Annotated in this window: 16 protein-coding genes and 2 pseudogenes; 4 read left to right on the top strand and 14 right to left on the bottom strand. The window is 43.0% G+C overall.

The features are described 5' to 3' along the window. Positions 1-118: 118 nt before the first annotated feature. From JCM15907_RS14025 to JCM15907_RS03680, 9 genes and pseudogenes are all read right to left on the bottom strand, one after another. Positions 119-319, bottom strand: a complete 201-nt coding sequence (locus JCM15907_RS14025; RefSeq protein ID WP_441828647.1) for a hypothetical protein — start codon at positions 317-319, stop codon at positions 119-121. A gap of 150 nt (positions 320-469) precedes the next feature. Next, positions 470-1060: a hypothetical protein gene (locus JCM15907_RS03720; protein ID WP_148297452.1), complete on the bottom strand. Its 591-nt coding sequence runs from the start codon at positions 1058-1060 to the stop codon at positions 470-472. Then, complete coding sequence (locus JCM15907_RS03715; RefSeq protein ID WP_025842766.1) at positions 1024-1311, bottom strand: hypothetical protein; 288 nt, start codon at positions 1309-1311, stop codon at positions 1024-1026. Before JCM15907_RS03715 ends, JCM15907_RS03720 begins: the two co-directional genes overlap by 37 nt. Positions 1312-1396: 85 nt before the next feature. After that, positions 1397-1843, bottom strand: a complete 447-nt coding sequence (locus JCM15907_RS03710; RefSeq protein ID WP_025842765.1) for a PepSY-like domain-containing protein — start codon at positions 1841-1843, stop codon at positions 1397-1399. Between the two features lie 363 nt (positions 1844-2206). Further along, positions 2207-4239, bottom strand: a pseudogene (locus JCM15907_RS10590) (transketolase family protein). Between the two features lie 35 nt (positions 4240-4274). Beyond that, on the bottom strand, positions 4275-5651 hold the full coding sequence (locus tag JCM15907_RS03695) for an MFS transporter (protein WP_025842764.1): 1377 nt from the start codon (positions 5649-5651) through the stop codon (positions 4275-4277). Positions 5652-5700: 49 nt separating this feature from the next. Next, positions 5701-7007, bottom strand: a pseudogene (locus tag JCM15907_RS10585) (bifunctional folylpolyglutamate synthase/dihydrofolate synthase). Positions 7008-7016: 9 nt separating this feature from the next. Next, positions 7017-8282 (bottom strand): adenylosuccinate synthase, encoded by a 1266-nt coding sequence (locus JCM15907_RS03685; RefSeq protein WP_025842763.1) that lies wholly within the window; start codon positions 8280-8282, stop codon positions 7017-7019. 11 nt (positions 8283-8293) lie between these two features. Then, complete coding sequence (locus JCM15907_RS03680) at positions 8294-8794, bottom strand: Fur family transcriptional regulator (RefSeq protein WP_025842762.1); 501 nt, start codon at positions 8792-8794, stop codon at positions 8294-8296. A 124-nt stretch (positions 8795-8918) separates the two neighbouring features. Here JCM15907_RS03680 and JCM15907_RS03675 point away from each other — a divergent pair, with 124 nt between their 5' ends. Beyond that, a complete protein-coding gene (locus tag JCM15907_RS03675) occupies positions 8919-9134 on the top strand; it encodes a hypothetical protein (RefSeq protein ID WP_025842761.1) in 216 nt (71 codons plus the stop codon). Positions 9135-9196: 62 nt separating this feature from the next. Here JCM15907_RS03675 and JCM15907_RS03670 read toward each other — a convergent pair whose 3' ends face one another. The 5 genes from JCM15907_RS03670 to JCM15907_RS03655 form a co-directional block, all read right to left on the bottom strand. Then, positions 9197-10354 carry a sodium ion-translocating decarboxylase subunit beta gene (locus JCM15907_RS03670; protein WP_025842760.1) on the bottom strand — a complete coding sequence of 386 codons (1158 nt, stop codon included), beginning with the start codon at positions 10352-10354 and terminating at the stop codon, positions 9197-9199. Between the two features lie 20 nt (positions 10355-10374). Beyond that, positions 10375-10800 carry an acetyl-CoA carboxylase biotin carboxyl carrier protein gene (locus tag JCM15907_RS03665; protein WP_025842759.1) on the bottom strand — a complete coding sequence of 142 codons (426 nt, stop codon included), beginning with the start codon at positions 10798-10800 and terminating at the stop codon, positions 10375-10377. Between the two features lie 63 nt (positions 10801-10863). Continuing rightward, positions 10864-11262: an OadG family protein gene (locus JCM15907_RS12145; protein WP_051522364.1), complete on the bottom strand. Its 399-nt coding sequence runs from the start codon at positions 11260-11262 to the stop codon at positions 10864-10866. A 26-nt stretch (positions 11263-11288) separates the two neighbouring features. Further along, complete coding sequence (locus tag JCM15907_RS12140; RefSeq protein WP_051522363.1) at positions 11289-11813, bottom strand: lamin tail domain-containing protein; 525 nt, start codon at positions 11811-11813, stop codon at positions 11289-11291. Between the two features lie 5 nt (positions 11814-11818). Then, complete coding sequence (locus JCM15907_RS03655) at positions 11819-13372, bottom strand: acyl-CoA carboxylase subunit beta (RefSeq protein ID WP_025842758.1); 1554 nt, start codon at positions 13370-13372, stop codon at positions 11819-11821. 942 nt (positions 13373-14314) lie between these two features. Here JCM15907_RS03655 and JCM15907_RS13950 point away from each other — a divergent pair. From JCM15907_RS13950 to JCM15907_RS03635, 3 genes are read left to right on the top strand one after another with little or no spacing between them, the layout of a single operon-like run. Further along, positions 14315-15055: a Mur ligase family protein gene (locus tag JCM15907_RS13950; RefSeq protein WP_370664404.1), complete on the top strand. Its 741-nt coding sequence runs from the start codon at positions 14315-14317 to the stop codon at positions 15053-15055. 5 nt (positions 15056-15060) lie between these two features. After that, positions 15061-15684: a glutamate ligase domain-containing protein gene (locus JCM15907_RS13945; protein ID WP_036885405.1), complete on the top strand. Its 624-nt coding sequence runs from the start codon at positions 15061-15063 to the stop codon at positions 15682-15684. A gap of 49 nt (positions 15685-15733) precedes the next feature. Then, positions 15734-17137, top strand: a complete 1404-nt coding sequence (locus JCM15907_RS03635; protein ID WP_025842757.1) for an FtsW/RodA/SpoVE family cell cycle protein — start codon at positions 15734-15736, stop codon at positions 17135-17137. The last annotated feature ends 25 nt before the right edge of the window (positions 17138-17162 follow it).

Raw genomic sequence — 17162 nt, 5'->3', positions numbered from 1 at the left:
CCTTTTGTTCGACACGAACAAGAACAGCGAAGAGGTCTACTAATCGCACCATTATGGAATTGAAACTCGCAGAGGGGCAGCAATAGAAAGTTCGAGGCTACTACTACTAATCGCACCATTATGGAATTGAAACAGAGGGGTCGGTGTAGACGACAAGGCGACGGTACTGCCTACTAATCGCACCATTATGGAATTGAAACTTTATACAGTACATTAACTGCTCGACTATGTGTGTGACTACTAATCGCACCATTATGGAATTGAAACAATGTTCCTGCACACTCTCCAAAACGTGTACTTGGACTACCAATCGCACCATTATGGATTTTTTCTGATACAACAAAAAACATCGGTCGCGTCTTACCACAGACACAACCGATGTCAATAAATTGGGGTTCTTATGAAGATAGGGTTCTCCTATGGAGAGTTACCTACCCTAAATAAAATCTCTATTTCAAGAGGTAAGCGTTTAGTCGTCTATCTCCTCTTCCAAAAGCTCTCCTGAGAGAGAAAACTTCAAATCGTACTTACCCGCTTCTACCTCATACATATTCTTTTCGAGCTTTGCATCAGATACAAAACCTATGAGTTTCTTATTTACAAGATAAGTTATAGCAGGAGCAGGTAAAAATGCTCTCAAAGCACTTTCGGGGATAAACAAATGCCAATCTTCGTCTCCTTCAATCTCTACTAAAGAGGCAGGAGCCTTATACTCAAGTTTGTAACCCTCGTTATATCCCTTTTGGAGATAAAACTTATAATGTAAAGCACCCTCTTCTCTCTCTGTACTTGTTTGAACTATTCTATACCCTGGGAAGTGAGCATTCATAAAACTCAATGCAGCCTCTCCAGCAGTATTATCGGGAGTTACAGTCGGGTTTTCAGGTTCTTTATTGCTGATTAATTCTCCCATTTTATCGAAGAAGAACTTACGGTTATCTACTGTTTCTACCTTGAAACCGTAAGACTTGCGCTCAATCTCCTCCACCAAAAGTTGATTCGCCTTGATATATTCAACAATCTTTACGGGGAAGTGAGGCAAACTCTTGATAGTTTCCAAAGGAATATGCCATTTTCGGCCTCGACATCTGTCCAAATCCCATTCATATCGAACTCTATCTCAATAGCGGTAGCCACAGCCCTCATTTTAGCAACTAAACGAGACTCATAAAGAGAACCTCTATCTGTAGTATTAGCGAACTTGGCAGAAGAGGCCACCGTATAACCTTCAATCTTATTAAGAGTGGCTTTAGCCTGATCTGGCAACTGTTCGGTATTCACTGGAGTTGATGGAACATCATGTTTATCCATGCTGTTTCTGTGACAGCTCATCAACCCAATCATCCTATAAAGAGGGTCAAAAACAAGACTTTCTTCATAGCTTTTTCTTTTTCATTTAGTCATCCATACGTACAAATTGCAACTTGGAATTAAACTTTAACTCCAATCCATTAGAGAGTTCCACTTGGTAACCTCCCCTATCACGCTTTTCAATCTGCTTGATAGTTGTTCCAGGGAAATTTTTCATCACATAGTTCGAAATAGATCGAGGAACTATTTTACTGGGTACTACCCCCTGCTCAACATCTACATCTTTCCAAATACCCTTTCTATCAAACTCTATACGAGTGCCGTCTACTAATGTGACTTCATAGCTTTTACCAATTAAGTCATTATCTACAGTCACATAAGAGACTTCTGAAGAGAAGTGATTCTTTACAAACTGTTGAGCCACCTTGGGAAGTTGCTCAAAGCGGATGGGTTTATCATCAGCCTTCATAGAAACTGGTAATAGGATTAAGCTCGCAAGCGTAAAGAGCATTAATACAATTTTCTTGTTCATTTTCATTTCAACTTTTAATTAACACCAATAATAAAAACACTCACTACCTGTTCTTATACACACTAAAACAGATTGGAGATAAATAAGTTCAAACCTATTTCAAAAGAGATATATGCCAAATCCGTCTCATCAACGAAAGAAGAAAAACAATCATCTCCAACCAATCTCCGCATAAATATAATACAAACCACTCAAACAACGTACATTTTGAAAAACAACATCAAAAAGAAAGAGTAGAAAGAAAAATAAAAAAGAGGCTGTCCGAACAATATCGAACAGCCTCTTCAATATAAATGGGAGAGTTTTTACTATCTCTCTACAACAATAAGATCTTTTGCTTCTTACTCTGCTAGCGCATCTATTTTATTTCAAAAGAGAACGTATCTTCTCGGCTACCGACTCTGGAGTAAAGCCTAATTGCTCATCCAAAACAGTATAAGGAGCAGAATAGCCAAAACTCTCTAACCCATGTATCGAGCCATTGCCTCCTACCAAGCTTGCCAAATTTACGGGCAAACCTGCGGTCAAACCGAAGCGTTTCACCCCTTCGGGCAACACTTCTTTACGATAACTTTCGGGCTGATCCATAAAGAGACCTTCAGAAGGAATTGAAACGACTCTCAACTTTTTACCCTCTGCTCGAAGAATCGTAGCCGCAGCCTCGAGGGTAGAAACCTCACTACCGGTAGCCAACAGCACTATATCGGGATGCTCATCATCGCTCACTATATACCCTCCGCACATGATGCGTGCTGCTCGAGCATAAGGAGTAAGACCATCATTGGGCAAATCATCAATATTTTGTCGAGAGAGGATAAGCCCGGTAGGCGTTTCGTGATTTTCCATGGCCATTTGCCAGGCTACGGTAGTCTCGTGTACATCAGCGGGACGGAGCACTAACATAGAGCGTTGTCCCGAATGGTTGTGCAATTTTTCCATCAATCGGAGCTGTGCTTCCTGCTCTACGGGTTCGTGAGTTGGTCCATCTTCTCCTACACGGAAAGCATCGTGTGTCCAAACAAACTTAAGCGGAATCTCCATCAAAGCCGCCATACGGATAACAGGTTTTTGATAGTCAGAGAAGACAAAAAAGGTTCCACAAGCAGCCACTACACCTCCATGGAGCATCATACCTAAACAAACGGCTGCCATAGTGAGTTCCGAAACACCAGCTTGCAAAAATCTACCACTAAAGTCTTCTTTGGAGATAACCTTTGTACCCTTCAAAAAACCGTCCGTTTTATCCGAATTAGAAAGGTCGGCAGAAGAAACAATCATATTGGGGACCTTAGCGACAAGTTCCTTCAAAACCATTGCTGAAGCAGAGCGTGTAGGCTGGTGGCTCTTCTGCTCAATGGCAGACCAATCAATGAAAGGCATTTTACCCTCAAACCAGTTGGTAAATGTTTCAGCCTCCTCGGCATTTTTTCCTGCCCATGCGTTAAATCTTTCATCATAAGCCTTCCACTCAGTACGCAATTCTTCTCTTCTCTTCTGATAGAGCATTGCTACTTTTTCATCTATAGCAAAAGGATTTTGAGCATCGAAGCCCATAGCTCCAAGGGTCGCTTCTACCGAAACTCCAGCCTTACTCAATGGCTGACCATGAGTAGGGATACGGTCTGTAATCTCTGCTCCTTCGGCATTGAGAGCCTTATATGCCATAACAGTCTTACCAATAATCAAGGTAGGACATCCTTTGGTAGCAATTGCTTCGTCTAAGGCTTTTCTTATTTCCGCCACATCATTGCCGTTGATAGTTACCACATGCCAGCCCCAAGCCTTGTACTTTTGAGCAATGTCTTCTGTGGTAACCTCATCTACCATCGTAGAGAGCTGTACATCATTGGCATCGTAAAACATAGTCAAGTTGTCCAACCCCAAGTGTCCAGCTGTACGTCCTGCTCCCTGTGCTATTTCCTCTTGAATACCTCCATCAGATATGTAAGCGTAGATACGTTGAGGCATAACGTCTGCTCCGAAGCGTTGCGCCAAAAACTTAGCGGCAATGGCTGCTCCAACGGCGAATGTATGTCCCTGTCCCAAAGGTCCGCTTGTATTCTCGATTCCTCTCGTCAAATCTCTCTCCGGGTGACCTGGTGTAGGACTTCCCCACTGACGAAAGGCTTGTAATTCAGCAAGAGAGAAATGCCCTGTCAAAGCCAGTTGAGCATAAAGCATCGGTGACATATGACCAGGATCGAGATAGAAACGGTCGCGAGCATAGCGATGAGGGCAATCAGGATCAAAGCGCAAATACTCTGAGTAAAGCACATTGATGAAATCAGCACCTCCCATAGCACCACCAGGGTGTCCACTCTTGCTTTTTCTACCATAGACAAAGCCAACACTCGTATATTGTCCGCCGCGCGGTTCAACACTTTGATATCATTCATTGTACAAATACTTTAATAGGTTACAATCAATCCATTCAATTCTTTTTCTTTGAATTAGGGAGTTCCAATCCATAGCCCCTCTTGGCATCAAGCCCTTTAAGAAAAACACTTAATACTAAAGCAGCAACACCAAACGAAGCAAAGATAAGCATAGGCATACGATAACTCCCTGTTGCTTTCAATACAGACCCAATAACAATAGGCACGAGCATAAGACCTACATTCTGTATCCAAAACGTAGCTGAATAAGCAGAACCCAAAACTTTTGCATCAATAAGTTTTGGCATTGAAGGCCAAAGAGAAGCGGGAACTAATGAGAAAGAGATACCCAATAAGACAATAGCAACCATAGCAATAACAAAAGAGGTAGTATCTCCTGGAACAAACGGATAAATCGCAAACGTAAGATGACAACCTATCATCAATATAGAGCCAACGATAAGCATCGTCGCCCCCTTACCAACAAAGTCCAAGAAAGCACCCAAGAAAGGAGTAATCACCATCGCTCCAATAGGGAACCAGCTGAAAATCCCTGCAGCTGTTTTGGCATCCAAACCAAGATTTTGTTGCAACATCTCTGTTGCGAACTTCTGAAAAGGAAATATAGCTGAGTAATAAAGTACACAAAGCAAAGCAACCACCCAAAATACACCATTACCAAAAATCTTACCCAAATCACTGAAACGAAATGGATCTTCCTCCTCGGCTACTACTGTATTTCCACCTTCTTTGTCCAAAGCTCTATCGAGAATACCATAAATAAGATAAAAGAGAAGACCTATGGCAAGCAATAAACAAGAGAAAATTACAGGCATTTGAACTCCTCCTGTACGCTCTGCAATGATTGGAGAAAGACGAAAAACGGCAAACACTCCTAAACGAGCAATAGCCATTTCAATCCCCATAGCCAGAGCCATTTCTTTTCCGTGAAACCATTTTACAATAGCACGAGATACAGTTACTCCTCCCATCTCACAACCACAGCCAAAGACCATAAATCCTAAACAAGCTAACTTGGCAGAAGGGGGCATTGCAGGCCAAAAGCTATTCAAAACAGAAAATCCAAAACCTCCATCATTAAAGACATCACTAAGAGCATATACTTTGATCAAAGCCCCTATTACCATAAGCCCTCCAGAGAGAACTGCCGTAAATCGGACGCCCATCTTATCCAAAATAATCCCTGCAAATATGAGGAATAAGAAAAAAACGTTGAGAACAAACTCACTTCCCCCATAGTAACCAAATACCGTATCGTTCCAATTATAAGGAGCATCCGACAACATTGATTTGAGAGGTGAAAGAACATCTACAAACATGTAGGCAAAAAACATGGTAAGTGCTATCATTATAAGCACAGCCCAACGCGCAAACACATTGTCACGCAACGATTTTTGAATTACTTCTGTCATAGGACTTTGTTGTATAGTTTTGTATAGTTAATTATTGTATTTCAAGCAATTATTTATATCCTAAAAGTTGTGGAAAGAAGTCGCGTAGCACCTCGGCTACTACATAATTACTTCCTCCTATGTATATAAGGTCATCGGGGTTAGCTTTCGACTTTGCGGTCAAAAAGCCATCTGATATGGTTGGAAAACTTTCGCCTTTTAATCCGATCTGAAGGGCATAATCTTTCAAAACGGAGGCAGATAAGGCTCGTTCGGAGGGAGGAGCAACAAAATAGTAAGTAGCCTCTTGAGGCAAAAAAGAGAGTACCTTTTGCCACTCTTTATCTGAGACCATGCCCAAAACGATGTGAAGATGAGCGTACTTCTGTCGGGCTATTTGTTGCACGACTAAGGCAATCCCCGCCTCATTATGCCCCGTATCACAAAAGATTTGAGGAGTCATTGAGAGCTGTTGCCAACGCCCTAAAAGCCCAGCTCTCTCTATTACAGAGGCAAAACCATCATGCACAGCCTCCAATGGTATCGTAAAGAGATTGCGCTCTGCTATAACCGACAAAGCCGTCAATATGGTACGTGCGTTGAGATGCTGTGCGACTCCTCCAATTGGGCTGGGAAAGATCCATATTTAGAAGTGTGCAAGTAGAGTCCATTTGCTCTATCTTCACAAGAGAGTAAAGCTCCGCTCTCCTCGGCAAAGTATATAAGAGCCGACTCCTCTTGCGCTCTCTGTGCAAAAACAGTTCGCACCTCTCCCTCGGCCTCTCCAATGACAATGGGAATATCTTTTTTGATAATGCCCGCTTTCTCAAAAGCAATTTCGGGTAGAGTCGTTCCTAAAAACTGTGTATGATCGGCACTCACATTAGTTATAATCGACAGCTCCGGACGAATGATATTGGTACTGTCTAAACGACCACCCATACCCACCTCTATAACTGCCACATCAACCTTCTGCTCTGCAAAGAAAGAGAAAGCCATAAGAGTGGTTAATTCAAAGAACGAAGGGGCATACTTTTCAAGCAAAGGACGAGCCTTATCGACAAAATCGACTACATAATCCTCCCCCACAGGCACTCCATTGATGCGTATGCGCTCTCTGAAATCAACTAAGTGAGGAGAAGTAAAAAGCCCCGTCTTATAGCCAGAAGCTGAAAGAACAGAAGCCAAGGTACTTGCCGTAGATCCTTTACCATTAGTTCCTCCTACATGTATAGAACGAAAAGAGAGATGAGGGTTACTCATTACCTCTGCCATAGCAAGGACTCGTTCCAAGCCTGGCTTATAAGCCACCGCACCCTGTTGTTGAAAACAAGGCACAGCTGAGAAGAGAAAATCTATTGTCTCTTGATAAGACATCAGACGAAACTAACGAACTATAGTTTGTTTTCTATCTGGTCCTACAGAAAGAACTGTAATAGGAACTTCCAACTCTTGCTCTAAGTAGGCCACATAAGCCAAAAACTCTTTGGGCAAATCGGACTCTCTTTCATAGGCAGTCAAATCGCAGTTCCAACCAGGGAGAGTATCATATACAGGTTCTATAGTCTGCTCTATGGAATAGGGGAAGTTACGTGTCTCTATACCATCGATTTTGTAAGCACGACATGCCTTTATAGTGGAGAAGGTATCTAAAACATCGCTCTTCATCATAATCAATTTGGTCACACCATTAATCATAATTGTATAGCGCAGTGCCACTAAATCTATCCAACCACAGCGACGTGGGCGCCCCGTCACAGAGCCGAACTCATGCCCCCGCTCTGCCAAAAGTTTACCTGTTTCATCAAAAAGTTCGGTAGGGAAAGGGCCTTCTCCCACACGAGTACAGTAGGCTTTGAAGATACCATAAACATCTCCTATCTGGTGGGGAGCAACACCAAGACCAATACAGCTACCAGCACAAATCGTATTGCTCGATGTTACAAATGGATAAGAACCGAAATCAATATCCAACATAGAACCCTGCGCCCCCTCGGCTAATATCTTTTTGCCTGTACGAAGTGCATTGTTTATTTCAAACTCACTATCAACAAAGCGGAATGTACGTAAATATTCTACCGCCTCAAAGAATGTCTTTTCTACTTCTGTAAGGTCAGGTATTTCTACTCCCATACCACGCAACATAGAGAGGTGGCGTTGCTTGGCTCGAGAATAACGCTCTTGAAAATCAAGTTCTATATCGCCCACACGAAGACCTCTACGTGCCACCTTATCGGTATACGTAGGTCCAATCCCTTTGCCCGTAGTACCAATTTTCGTTGCACCCAAAGCTACTTCGCCAGCAGCATCTAACAATCGATGAGTAGGTAATATAAGATGCGCCTTACGAGAAATAACCAAACGCTCGGTCAACTTATGCCCACATTTCAGAAGTCCTTCAACCTCCTCTCTAAAGAGGATAGGATCTAACACAACACCATTACCAATAAGATTTACCTTATCTCCCTGAAAAATTCCTGAAGGAATGGAGCGTAACACATACTTCTCTCCAGCAAACTCGAGTGTATGACCAGCATTGGGGCCTCCTTGAAAGCGTGCTACCATATCATAATTGGGGGTCAAAACATCTACGATTTTACCCTTGCCTTCATCTCCCCACTGGAGTCCCAGCAGTACATCAACCTTTCCCATACAGTTCTTTTTTATTTTGATGTTTGTTCTGTTTTTGATAATTCATTTTTCTTATTCGCCAATCCTTTGAGCCTTTTGGCACAGTCATCACAATTCCCCAAGGTCAAAACAATGGACTGTCGTTTACGAAATCGAGGAGGTTGCAACAACTGCAACCGACGGATAAGCGATGTTTGTCTATAATAATTGACTTTACCGCACTCTGTACAAAAAACCAAAGAGTAGCCCACGCACCGCCACGCAAAAAGATAAACAGAAGCATTGCTGCGAGCTAAACGGATTAGGACACCACAACGACTCAACAAATCTAATGTCGTGTAGACAGTACTTCGACTCACAGCATAGCCCACCTGTTTCATTTTTTCAAAAACAGTATCAGCATCGAAAGGTCTATCCATTGTATAAATGGTAGCTAATATTTTAGAACGCCCTCGAGTTGGCTTGAGCTGGCAAGCTAATAGATAATCATCCATAACTCGCTCTAATTCAAGTATAGAAGGTTTCTTCTGCATAATACTGTTTAGGCATGACAGATAGCCTCTGCAAAGATACACCCTTTTGGCGAAACTCTTAAACTAAAAATAGTATTAACACCTGCAAGAAGACAAGAAGATAAAAAGAGAATTCTGCAAAGAGATGAAAAAACACACCTTAGAGACATTTTCTGTCAAGGGGCATCAGAATAATAAAGCATTAAAATTGAAGCTGAAAGTGGATAACAATACAGAAAGGTATTGTACAAAAGTTTCGCCTTGTCTGCCCTATTTCTCACTAAGCCTTCCGAAAGGGGAAAAGGGAAAAAGCTATGTAAACACCAACAATCCTCTAAATAAAGACGGACAGAAAGAGTAACTTCTTCCCGTCCGTCTATACGAAATTTGTGTTTGTTCGATTCGAATCTTACACTAACCCATTTAAGAGCCTAAGAAGCCCAACAGCACTCCCGCAGCAAGAGCAGACCCAATTACTCCTGCTACATTGGGTCCCATGGCATGCATCAATAAATAATTAGAGGGATCTGCCTTGAGACCTTCTACTTGCGATATACGCGCAGAATCTGGTACTGCAGAAACCCCAGCGTTACCAATAAGAGGGTTAATCTTATTCTCTTTCTTCAAAAAGAGATTCATAAGTTTAACAAAGAGCACTCCCGTACACGTGGCTACAACAAAAGAAAGAGCACCCAAACCAAATATCTTTACTGAATTGAAAGTAAGGAACTCTGTGGCTTGCGTAGAAGCTCCCACGGTAACCCCCAAAAGGATTGTAATGGTATCAATCAAAGGCCCTTTAGCTGTATCTGCCAAACGCTTTGTTACACCGCTTTCCTTGAGCAAATTACCAAAGAATAACATCCCCAAGAGAGGTAAACCAGAAGGCACTAAAAAAGTGGTAAGGAACAAACCTACGATGGGGAAAATCACTTTCTCCGTTTTAGATACAGGACGAGGTGTCTTCATACGGATAACACGCTCCTTTTTGGTTGTTAGCAAACGCATAAAAGGAGGCTGTATAATGGGAACAAGTGCCATATAGGAGTAAGCAGAAACCGCAATAGCTCCCATAAACTCTGGAGCTAATTTTGATGACAGGAAGATCGCTGTTGGACCATCTGCTCCACCGATAATACCGATAGCTCCCGCTTGATTAGGCTCAAAGCCTACCAAAAGAGCAATTATATAAGCCCCAAAAATACCGAACTGAGCAGCGGCTCCGATAAGCATGAGTTTGGGGTTCGAAATAAGCGCCGAGAAATCCGTCATAGCCCCAATACCAAGGAAAATAAGAGGCGGATACCACCCCTGCTTGACACCTTGATAAAGGATATTCAAGACAGACCCCTCCTCATAAATCCCCACCTGCAAACCAGCATCCTTGAAAGGAATATTTCCAATCAACATGCCGAAACCGATAGGAATTAAAAGCAGAGGCTCGAAGTCGAAACGAATGGCTAAGAAGATAAATAACAGACCGACTGCCATCATAACCCAATGCCCCAAGGTAGCATTAGCAAAGCCGGTATAGGAGAAAAATATCTCTAAATTCTCCATTAAAAACTGTCCGAAATTCATTGCTGTTTGGGTTATTTAGTTCAACCTATAATGAGGATATCAGTACCTTCAAGGATAGAATCTCCTTTTTGCACCTTTATCTCGAGCACCTTACCATCACGATCACTATTGATATTGTTCTCCATCTTCATAGCTTCGAGTATGGCCACGCGCTGTCCTCTCTTGACCTCATCACCCACAGCTACCGAGAGCTCTAAGATAACACCAGGTAGAGGAGACTTTATCCCTCCCTTAACACCAGAGGCAACAGCTGGCTTTGGAGCAGAAGAAACAGAGGGGGTAGGTTGTACTCGCCTTACCACAGGTTTTGGAGCCTGTTTTTCTTCACGAACGAGTTCCACCGAATAACTTTTACCATTTACCTCTACCTCGGCTTCGTTATTTTCAATCTTATTGATTTTAACGGCATAATCATTGCCATTAATTTTGTATTTATACTCTTTCATATATCGTATCCGATTGAATATCTATTGGTTAAAATGTTGTATATACTCCGTTTGCTCACTATGTTACGAACGGCTTTTGAAAGGATAACGTTGTACAGACACTCGCTGATTATGAGCTTTCATACTCCATGCAGAGGCAGAGGTCTCACTACGCTCTATGGTAAGCACTCCGCTCTCCTCGTCATGCACCTCTTCAGTAGCTTCAACAAGCGCCATAGATATCGCCACAAAAGCTTCCTCTTCCGTACTACTCTTTGAAGGAGTAACAGAGGGTTTTACCCCAGTAGCTTTTGCCTTGTTGCGAGCAGACAAACGTACAGCAAAGCGTCCCACAGCAGTAAAGCAAAGAGCCAAAAGGAGCAAGCCTGAAAAGACAACAAGCATTGCAGTAATAGTCATAATCCCTCCCTTGGCATCTTCAACCTTGATGCGCTCTACCTTTTCATTGATCTCTGGCATCATATTCTTAGAGGCGGGGGTAGGCTCACTCAGCTCCTGCCACACGTTGGATTAACTGTTTCCAAAACACCATCAGGGATACGAGCCCACGAAGCGTCTTGTAGTAGAGTGGCAGGAACCTTTACTTGGTCGATGATGGTAGCTCCATCGGTATCCACCAAAGCTATGGTCTGCTCGACCCCAGGAGTTAAAACAAAGTTTAGGTGTAAGGCACCCCTTGCAGGAACACCATCTGCCCAAAACAACGCTTGTTGATAAGGGGGTAATATGGTCCGTGCATCAGTCATTGGGATGCGATACTTCTTGAGATTATCCAAATCATCGGTTAGGTAACAGCCCTTCACATTGACCGTTGCCGCTCCAGCATTGTGGAGTTCAATCCACCCTACACGCTGACCGTAGGGGTTCACTACCCCCTTGGTATTATCGACCACAACCTCATTGATGCGTACAGAGGTTATACTCTGTGCATGTACCGAGGTGAGCGACAAAACCAACGCTGTGCCAATAATCAAGGAGTGGCAAAGCGCTCTCCATATATAATAGGTACGCATCTTAATTATAGAGGTAAGTTATCATGTTTCTTTGCAGGGAGACTTTGCTTCTTGGTGCGAAGTTGCTCCAAAGCACGGATTACACGGAAACGTGTATTGCGAGGCTCAATAATATCGTCAATATAGCCATACGAAGCCGCATTATAGGGGTTGGCAAAGGTGGCACGGTACTCGGCTTCCTTTTCCATAGCAGCCTTAGCAGGGTCTTCTGCCGCTGCCACTTCTTTAGAAAAGACAACTTCAACAGCTCCCGATGGACCCATTACGGCAATCTCTGCAGAGGGCCAAGCATAATTCAAATCATTACGCATATGTTTAGACCCCATCACAATATAAGCCCCTCCATAGGCCTTGCGTAAAGTAACGGTTATCTTGGGTACGGTAGCCTCTCCATAGGCATAGAGAAGTTTCGCTCCGTGTGCAATAACTCCATTGTACTCCTGCCCTGTGCCTGGGAGGAAGCCTGGCACATCTACCAAAGATACGATAGGTATATTGAAAGCATCGCAGAAACGAACAAAGCGAGCTGCCTTACGCGAAGAGTTACTATCCAAGCTACCCGCCATTACCTGTGGTTGATTGGCTACGATACCTACACTCATTCCATTGAAACGGCAGAAACCAACAATGATATTTCGAGCATAGTCGGCATGCACTTCGAGGAACTCTCCGTTATCGACAATTGCACCAATCACTTGATACATATCGTAAGGACGGTTAGGTTCATCTGGGATAATCTCGTTAAGAAGCTCTTCGGCTCTATCTACTGGATCTGTACAAGGCACATAAGGAGCCTCTTCCATATTGTTTTGAGGGAGATAGCTCAAGAGCTTGCGTATCAAAGCAAGTCCTTCCTCTTCTGTATCTGCTGCGAAGTGTGCTACACCACTCTTTACAGAGTGTACGTTAGCCCCCCCGAGGTCTTCTTGAGAAACATCTTCTCCTGTTACGGTCTTCACCACCTTAGGACCCGTCAAGAACATATAACTGGTACCACGCACCATGATATTGAAATCCGTAAGAGCTGGAGAGTACACAGAACCTCCAGCACAGGGACCGAAGATACCTGAAATCTGAGGCACTACCCCCGAAGCCATGATATTGCGTTGAAAAATCTCGCCAAAACCACAGAGAGAGTTTACCCCCTCTTGGATACGAGCACCACCCGAATCGTTAATACCGATAACAGGTGCTCCTACCTTCATAGCCAAATCCAACACCTTGCATATTTTGGCAGCCTGCATCTCCCCCAAGCCTCCACCAAATACAGTAAAGTCTTGTGCATGAATATACACTAAGCGACCATCAATAGTACCACTACCTACGACCACTCCATCTCCTAAAAACTTCTTTTTATCCAATCCGAAATAGGAAGAACGGTGCATGGCAAACATATCGATTTCTTCGAAGCTACCCTCGTCGAGCAACATAGCGATACGCTCACGAGCTGTATATTTTCCCTTTTCGTGCTGCGCTTCGATACGCTTAACACCTCCTCCAAGACGAGCCTCTTCCCTTTTGGCAACAAGCTCTTTAATCTTTTCTAACTGTTGACTCATAATTGTTCTGTCTGTGATTTGTTCTATTCTGCTTGCACTGTTACACAAAATACAAGGCGACATCTTTAACATGAAAATCACCTTGTAGCAAGGCACAGTAAACAGAGGCTTTTTCGCTAAAAATGCCCCTTATGAACGATGCAAATATACTAAAGAATAGCAAAGTAACCACATACCCTCACGCAGGTAGAAAGTAGGTGTAAGAGGGAAAAATCCTAAAAAAAGGGCTTCTGGGGGAAGAAAGAGAGGAGCGATTTGTCGCTATACAACAAGGTTTTGCACGTTTCCCGCAAAAGTGTGCACCCGATTGTCTAATCTTATCAATCCGTTTACAAAAATCTTGTTTCCATCCACTTTTTTAACAAACCCTCGTTGGTATTAGAGAAAAAAGAGAGTCCAAAGAACCCCTCTGGAAGGGTGTAACCCTCTCTTCCATTCAAGAGAATATAACTCGCCGCCCTAACCATCTGTGCAAACTATCGTAACCCTCCGTGTAAACTCTCAAAAGGTATAACCCTTTTGGGACAAAGGATTAATGGATACTTATATACACATTTCCAGAGCAATTACACAAGCGTATGACTATGCCAGTCTCACATATATGTTTTATCTTTGTATCACATTCAAGAGTAGGCATTTTTACCCAACAACTTACATAGTTAAGAGGCTTAAAAGGAACTACTTCTCCCCATTTAATAAGAGCTTATGTACTCTTTTTTCCGTGGAGAGGGCTACTCAGTAGGAGTTGATAAAAAAGCATCGCACAAACACCTAAAAGACAGTAACAAAAAGTCTCTTTGCTAAACTTTGCAGAAATGAACTATCATTAAGGTGTAGGGCAGAGGGGAATAGTGGGCAACACGTCACCTTGTTTTTAATCCGCTAACTCTTGAAAAAGTTACTTACTATCGAAACATATCAGGGTAAAAGTATCAGTTTATCATGTCTTATCTTCTCATATTAGGCGGTGGAGAGAGCGGTGTTGGAGCAGCTCTATTGGCAAAAAAAATGAATATCCCTTGTCGTCTGAGCGATAGTGGCACACTCAAAGAGGTGCATCGTGCGGAATTAACTCGGCATAGCATAGCTTTCGAAGAGGGAGGACACTCTACCTCTTGGCTTACCGAAGTTACTGAGGTCATAAAAAGCCCAGGTATACCAGACTCTGCTCCTATGATTGTAGAATTTCGCAAACGAGGCATTTCGGTAATTAGTGAGATTGAGTTTGCCGCACGCTATTTATCTCCCGAAAACAAGATAATAGCTATCACAGGCTCAAATGGTAAAACGACCACGACTACTTGGCTTACCCACGTACTTCAAAAAGCGGGTAAAGATGCTATCGCCTGTGGTAACATTGGTGTCTCCTTAGCTCGCTTAGTGGCAGAAGCCCCCCATGAGTACTACGTTGCCGAGCTGAGTAGTTTTCAGTTAGATGGCACAGTCAACTTCCACCCCCATATTGCCGTTGTACTCAATATTACCCCCGACCACTTAGACCGCTACGAATATAAATTCGAGTTCTATGCTCAATCCAAAATGCGTATCACACGCAATCTCTCTGAGCAAGATTATTTCATATACTGGCAAGAAGATACTTTTATAACACAAACTTTGCAGGCAATGCCTCCGAGCTATGCAACTCTTTCGTTTTCTTTAGAGGGGAAAGGCAACGCTACTTAAATTCATTGAACGAGACCCTATACTTTGCCCCCACTGACCAACTACCTGCTTTCTCCATAGCACAGAAAGATTTGGCTCTTATGGGTAAACACAACCTTCTCAACGCTATGGCTGTAGGCTTAGCAGCAAGGGCGATGGGGGTTAATAACGAGGCCCTTTATGAAGCCTTGCATCATTTTGTTAATGTGCCTCACCGTATAGAACCCGTGGGTATAGTAGATGGAGTACTCTACATCAATGACAGCAAGGCAACCAACATACAGTCTACTTACTATGCTTTAGAGGCACAGACCCGCCCCGTAATACTTGTATTGGGCGGTACTGATAAAGGTAACGACTACTCCGAAATAGAAGAATTGGTACGTTCACGCTGCAAAGCATTGATTTTTATGGGCGTGGATAACAACAAGCTACACGCTTTCTTTGACAACAAGATAACCGACATTAGAGATGCTCGCTCTATCGATGAGATGCTACATCATGCTCGCACCCTTTCTCAGACAGGAGATGTGGTGCTTCTCTCTCCTGCTTGTGCCAGTTTTGACCTCTTTAAGAATTACGAAGACCGAGGCGACCAATTTCGAAGTAAGGTACAGGCTTTGATTTCTTCCACCGAAAAGAAAGCTTAAACCAACTCTCTACAACAACTATTACTTACCCTTATTTGACCCCCATAGCATGTCGTTCATTGCCCGAATATTCAACGAGTTTAAGAGCAACCAAAATCGTATTATTTGGTTTCTCTACATTGTGTTTTTACTCATCTCATTCCCTGCTGTATATACAGGCTCTGCTTCCGAGATAGGAGATAGTAGTGGGGGCTTAAAGTTCTTCAAGCATATCGGTTTCCTACTTGTATCCTTAGGATTGGTCTACGGGCTTACTATGCTCTCTTTGAAGAAAATGGTCCGTTATCTAACCATCGGTATTTATTTCGGAGGTACAATACTTGCCATCCTGACACCCCTATTCGGAGAGACTATCAACGGAGCCAAACGATGGATTAAAATATTTGGCATACCCTTCCAGCCCTCAGAAATAACCAAGTTGGGAATTGTGCTTATCGGGGCTTACATCTTTACGCGCAAAGATGACTTCGACCGCCTAATCCTCGTACGTATGCTTCAAGGATTAAAGAAGTGGATACTCGAGCGACTTCCTGTACAAATTGTTCCCAAGAAGGTATGGTCGCTCGAAGAAAAAAAGATTTACCTTTTCCTTTTCGCCGTAGCAGTACCAACGCTATTTATCGTGCTGCAAAACTTCTCTATGGCTATTATTTTCGTAGCCACGACACTGGGAGTAATCTTTATAAGTAGTGGGTTTACACGTACTTTCAATAGACTCGTTGCTCTCATTGTGGTAGGGTCTTGCCTCTTTATCTCGTTCCTCTACTTCACTCCCGAGTCTGTCTTGGACAAGCTACCTGGACGTTTTAATACTTGGAAGACTCGTATCGACCCTCCTCCTGCGCACAATTTGCCCGATAGTGTCTATCAAAACCTGCCTAAAGAACAGAAGTATGCCCTAAAGTTTATCGAGACTGACCACAACATGCAGCCTCGACGAGCCAAGATGGCCATTGCTAAAGGATTAGGTGGGGTTATCAATGGTCCGGGGTCAAGTAGAGCACGCTATGACCTACCCGAAGCCTCGAACGACTTTATCTTTGCCATCATCTTAGAGGAGTATGGTATTATTGGAGCTATCCTCATCCCTTTTATGTACTTGCTTCTCATATTCCAAGTAGCATCCGTAGGACGACAAACTACCAGCAAAAGATATTTAATACTACTCTATGGTATCACCTTTCTCTACGTGTTCCAAGCCTTCTTAAATATGCTCGTTGCAATAAATCTTTTTCCCGTAACGGGTCAGACACTCCCCCTTATAAGTACAGGAGGTACGTCATACATTATTACCAGTTGTGGTATAGGCATTATCCTTGCCATAGCAAAAGATTCTAAAAAGAGGATGAAGGCACTAAGGGAGAGTCATGTGCAAGACCTACACGAAGAGACTGTAGGAGAGGAAATTCAAGAGGAGACAATCTATCAGCAAGGTGCTTCCACAGAGCTGTAATCAATAGGGCATAAAATCATATCCG

Origin of the sequence: Porphyromonas gingivicanis JCM 15907, assembly GCF_000614585.1 — a bacterium.
Classification (GTDB): domain Bacteria; phylum Bacteroidota; class Bacteroidia; order Bacteroidales; family Porphyromonadaceae; genus Porphyromonas; species Porphyromonas gingivicanis.
The sequence above is the reverse complement of the archived record's forward strand: the minus strand, read 5'-3'. Positions and strand labels throughout refer to the sequence as shown.

Excerpts from the sequence above, each read along its gene's own strand:
- JCM15907_RS14025 (WP_441828647.1), bottom strand. The coding sequence starts at position 319 with ATGGTGCGATTGGTAGTCCAAGTACACGTTTTGGAGAGTGTGCAGGAA.
- JCM15907_RS03715 (WP_025842766.1), bottom strand. The coding sequence starts at position 1,311 with ATGGATAAACATGATGTTCCATCAACTCCAGTGAATACCGAACAGTTG.
- JCM15907_RS03710 (WP_025842765.1), bottom strand. The coding sequence starts at position 1,843 with ATGAACAAGAAAATTGTATTAATGCTCTTTACGCTTGCGAGCTTAATC.
- JCM15907_RS03695 (WP_025842764.1), bottom strand. The coding sequence starts at position 5,651 with ATGACAGAAGTAATTCAAAAATCGTTGCGTGACAATGTGTTTGCGCGT.
- JCM15907_RS03685 (WP_025842763.1), bottom strand. The coding sequence starts at position 8,282 with ATGGGAAAGGTTGATGTACTGCTGGGACTCCAGTGGGGAGATGAAGGC.
- JCM15907_RS03680 (WP_025842762.1), bottom strand. The coding sequence starts at position 8,794 with ATGCAGAAGAAACCTTCTATACTTGAATTAGAGCGAGTTATGGATGAT.
- JCM15907_RS03675 (WP_025842761.1), top strand. The coding sequence starts at position 8,919 with ATGAAAAAACACACCTTAGAGACATTTTCTGTCAAGGGGCATCAGAAT.
- JCM15907_RS03670 (WP_025842760.1), bottom strand. The coding sequence starts at position 10,354 with ATGAATTTCGGACAGTTTTTAATGGAGAATTTAGAGATATTTTTCTCC.
- JCM15907_RS03665 (WP_025842759.1), bottom strand. The coding sequence starts at position 10,800 with ATGAAAGAGTATAAATACAAAATTAATGGCAATGATTATGCCGTTAAA.
- JCM15907_RS12145 (WP_051522364.1), bottom strand. The coding sequence starts at position 11,262 with ATGATGCCAGAGATCAATGAAAAGGTAGAGCGCATCAAGGTTGAAGAT.
- JCM15907_RS12140 (WP_051522363.1), bottom strand. The coding sequence starts at position 11,813 with ATGCGTACCTATTATATATGGAGAGCGCTTTGCCACTCCTTGATTATT.
- JCM15907_RS03655 (WP_025842758.1), bottom strand. The coding sequence starts at position 13,372 with ATGAGTCAACAGTTAGAAAAGATTAAAGAGCTTGTTGCCAAAAGGGAA.
- JCM15907_RS13950 (WP_370664404.1), top strand. The coding sequence starts at position 14,315 with ATGTCTTATCTTCTCATATTAGGCGGTGGAGAGAGCGGTGTTGGAGCA.
- JCM15907_RS03635 (WP_025842757.1), top strand. The coding sequence starts at position 15,734 with ATGTCGTTCATTGCCCGAATATTCAACGAGTTTAAGAGCAACCAAAAT.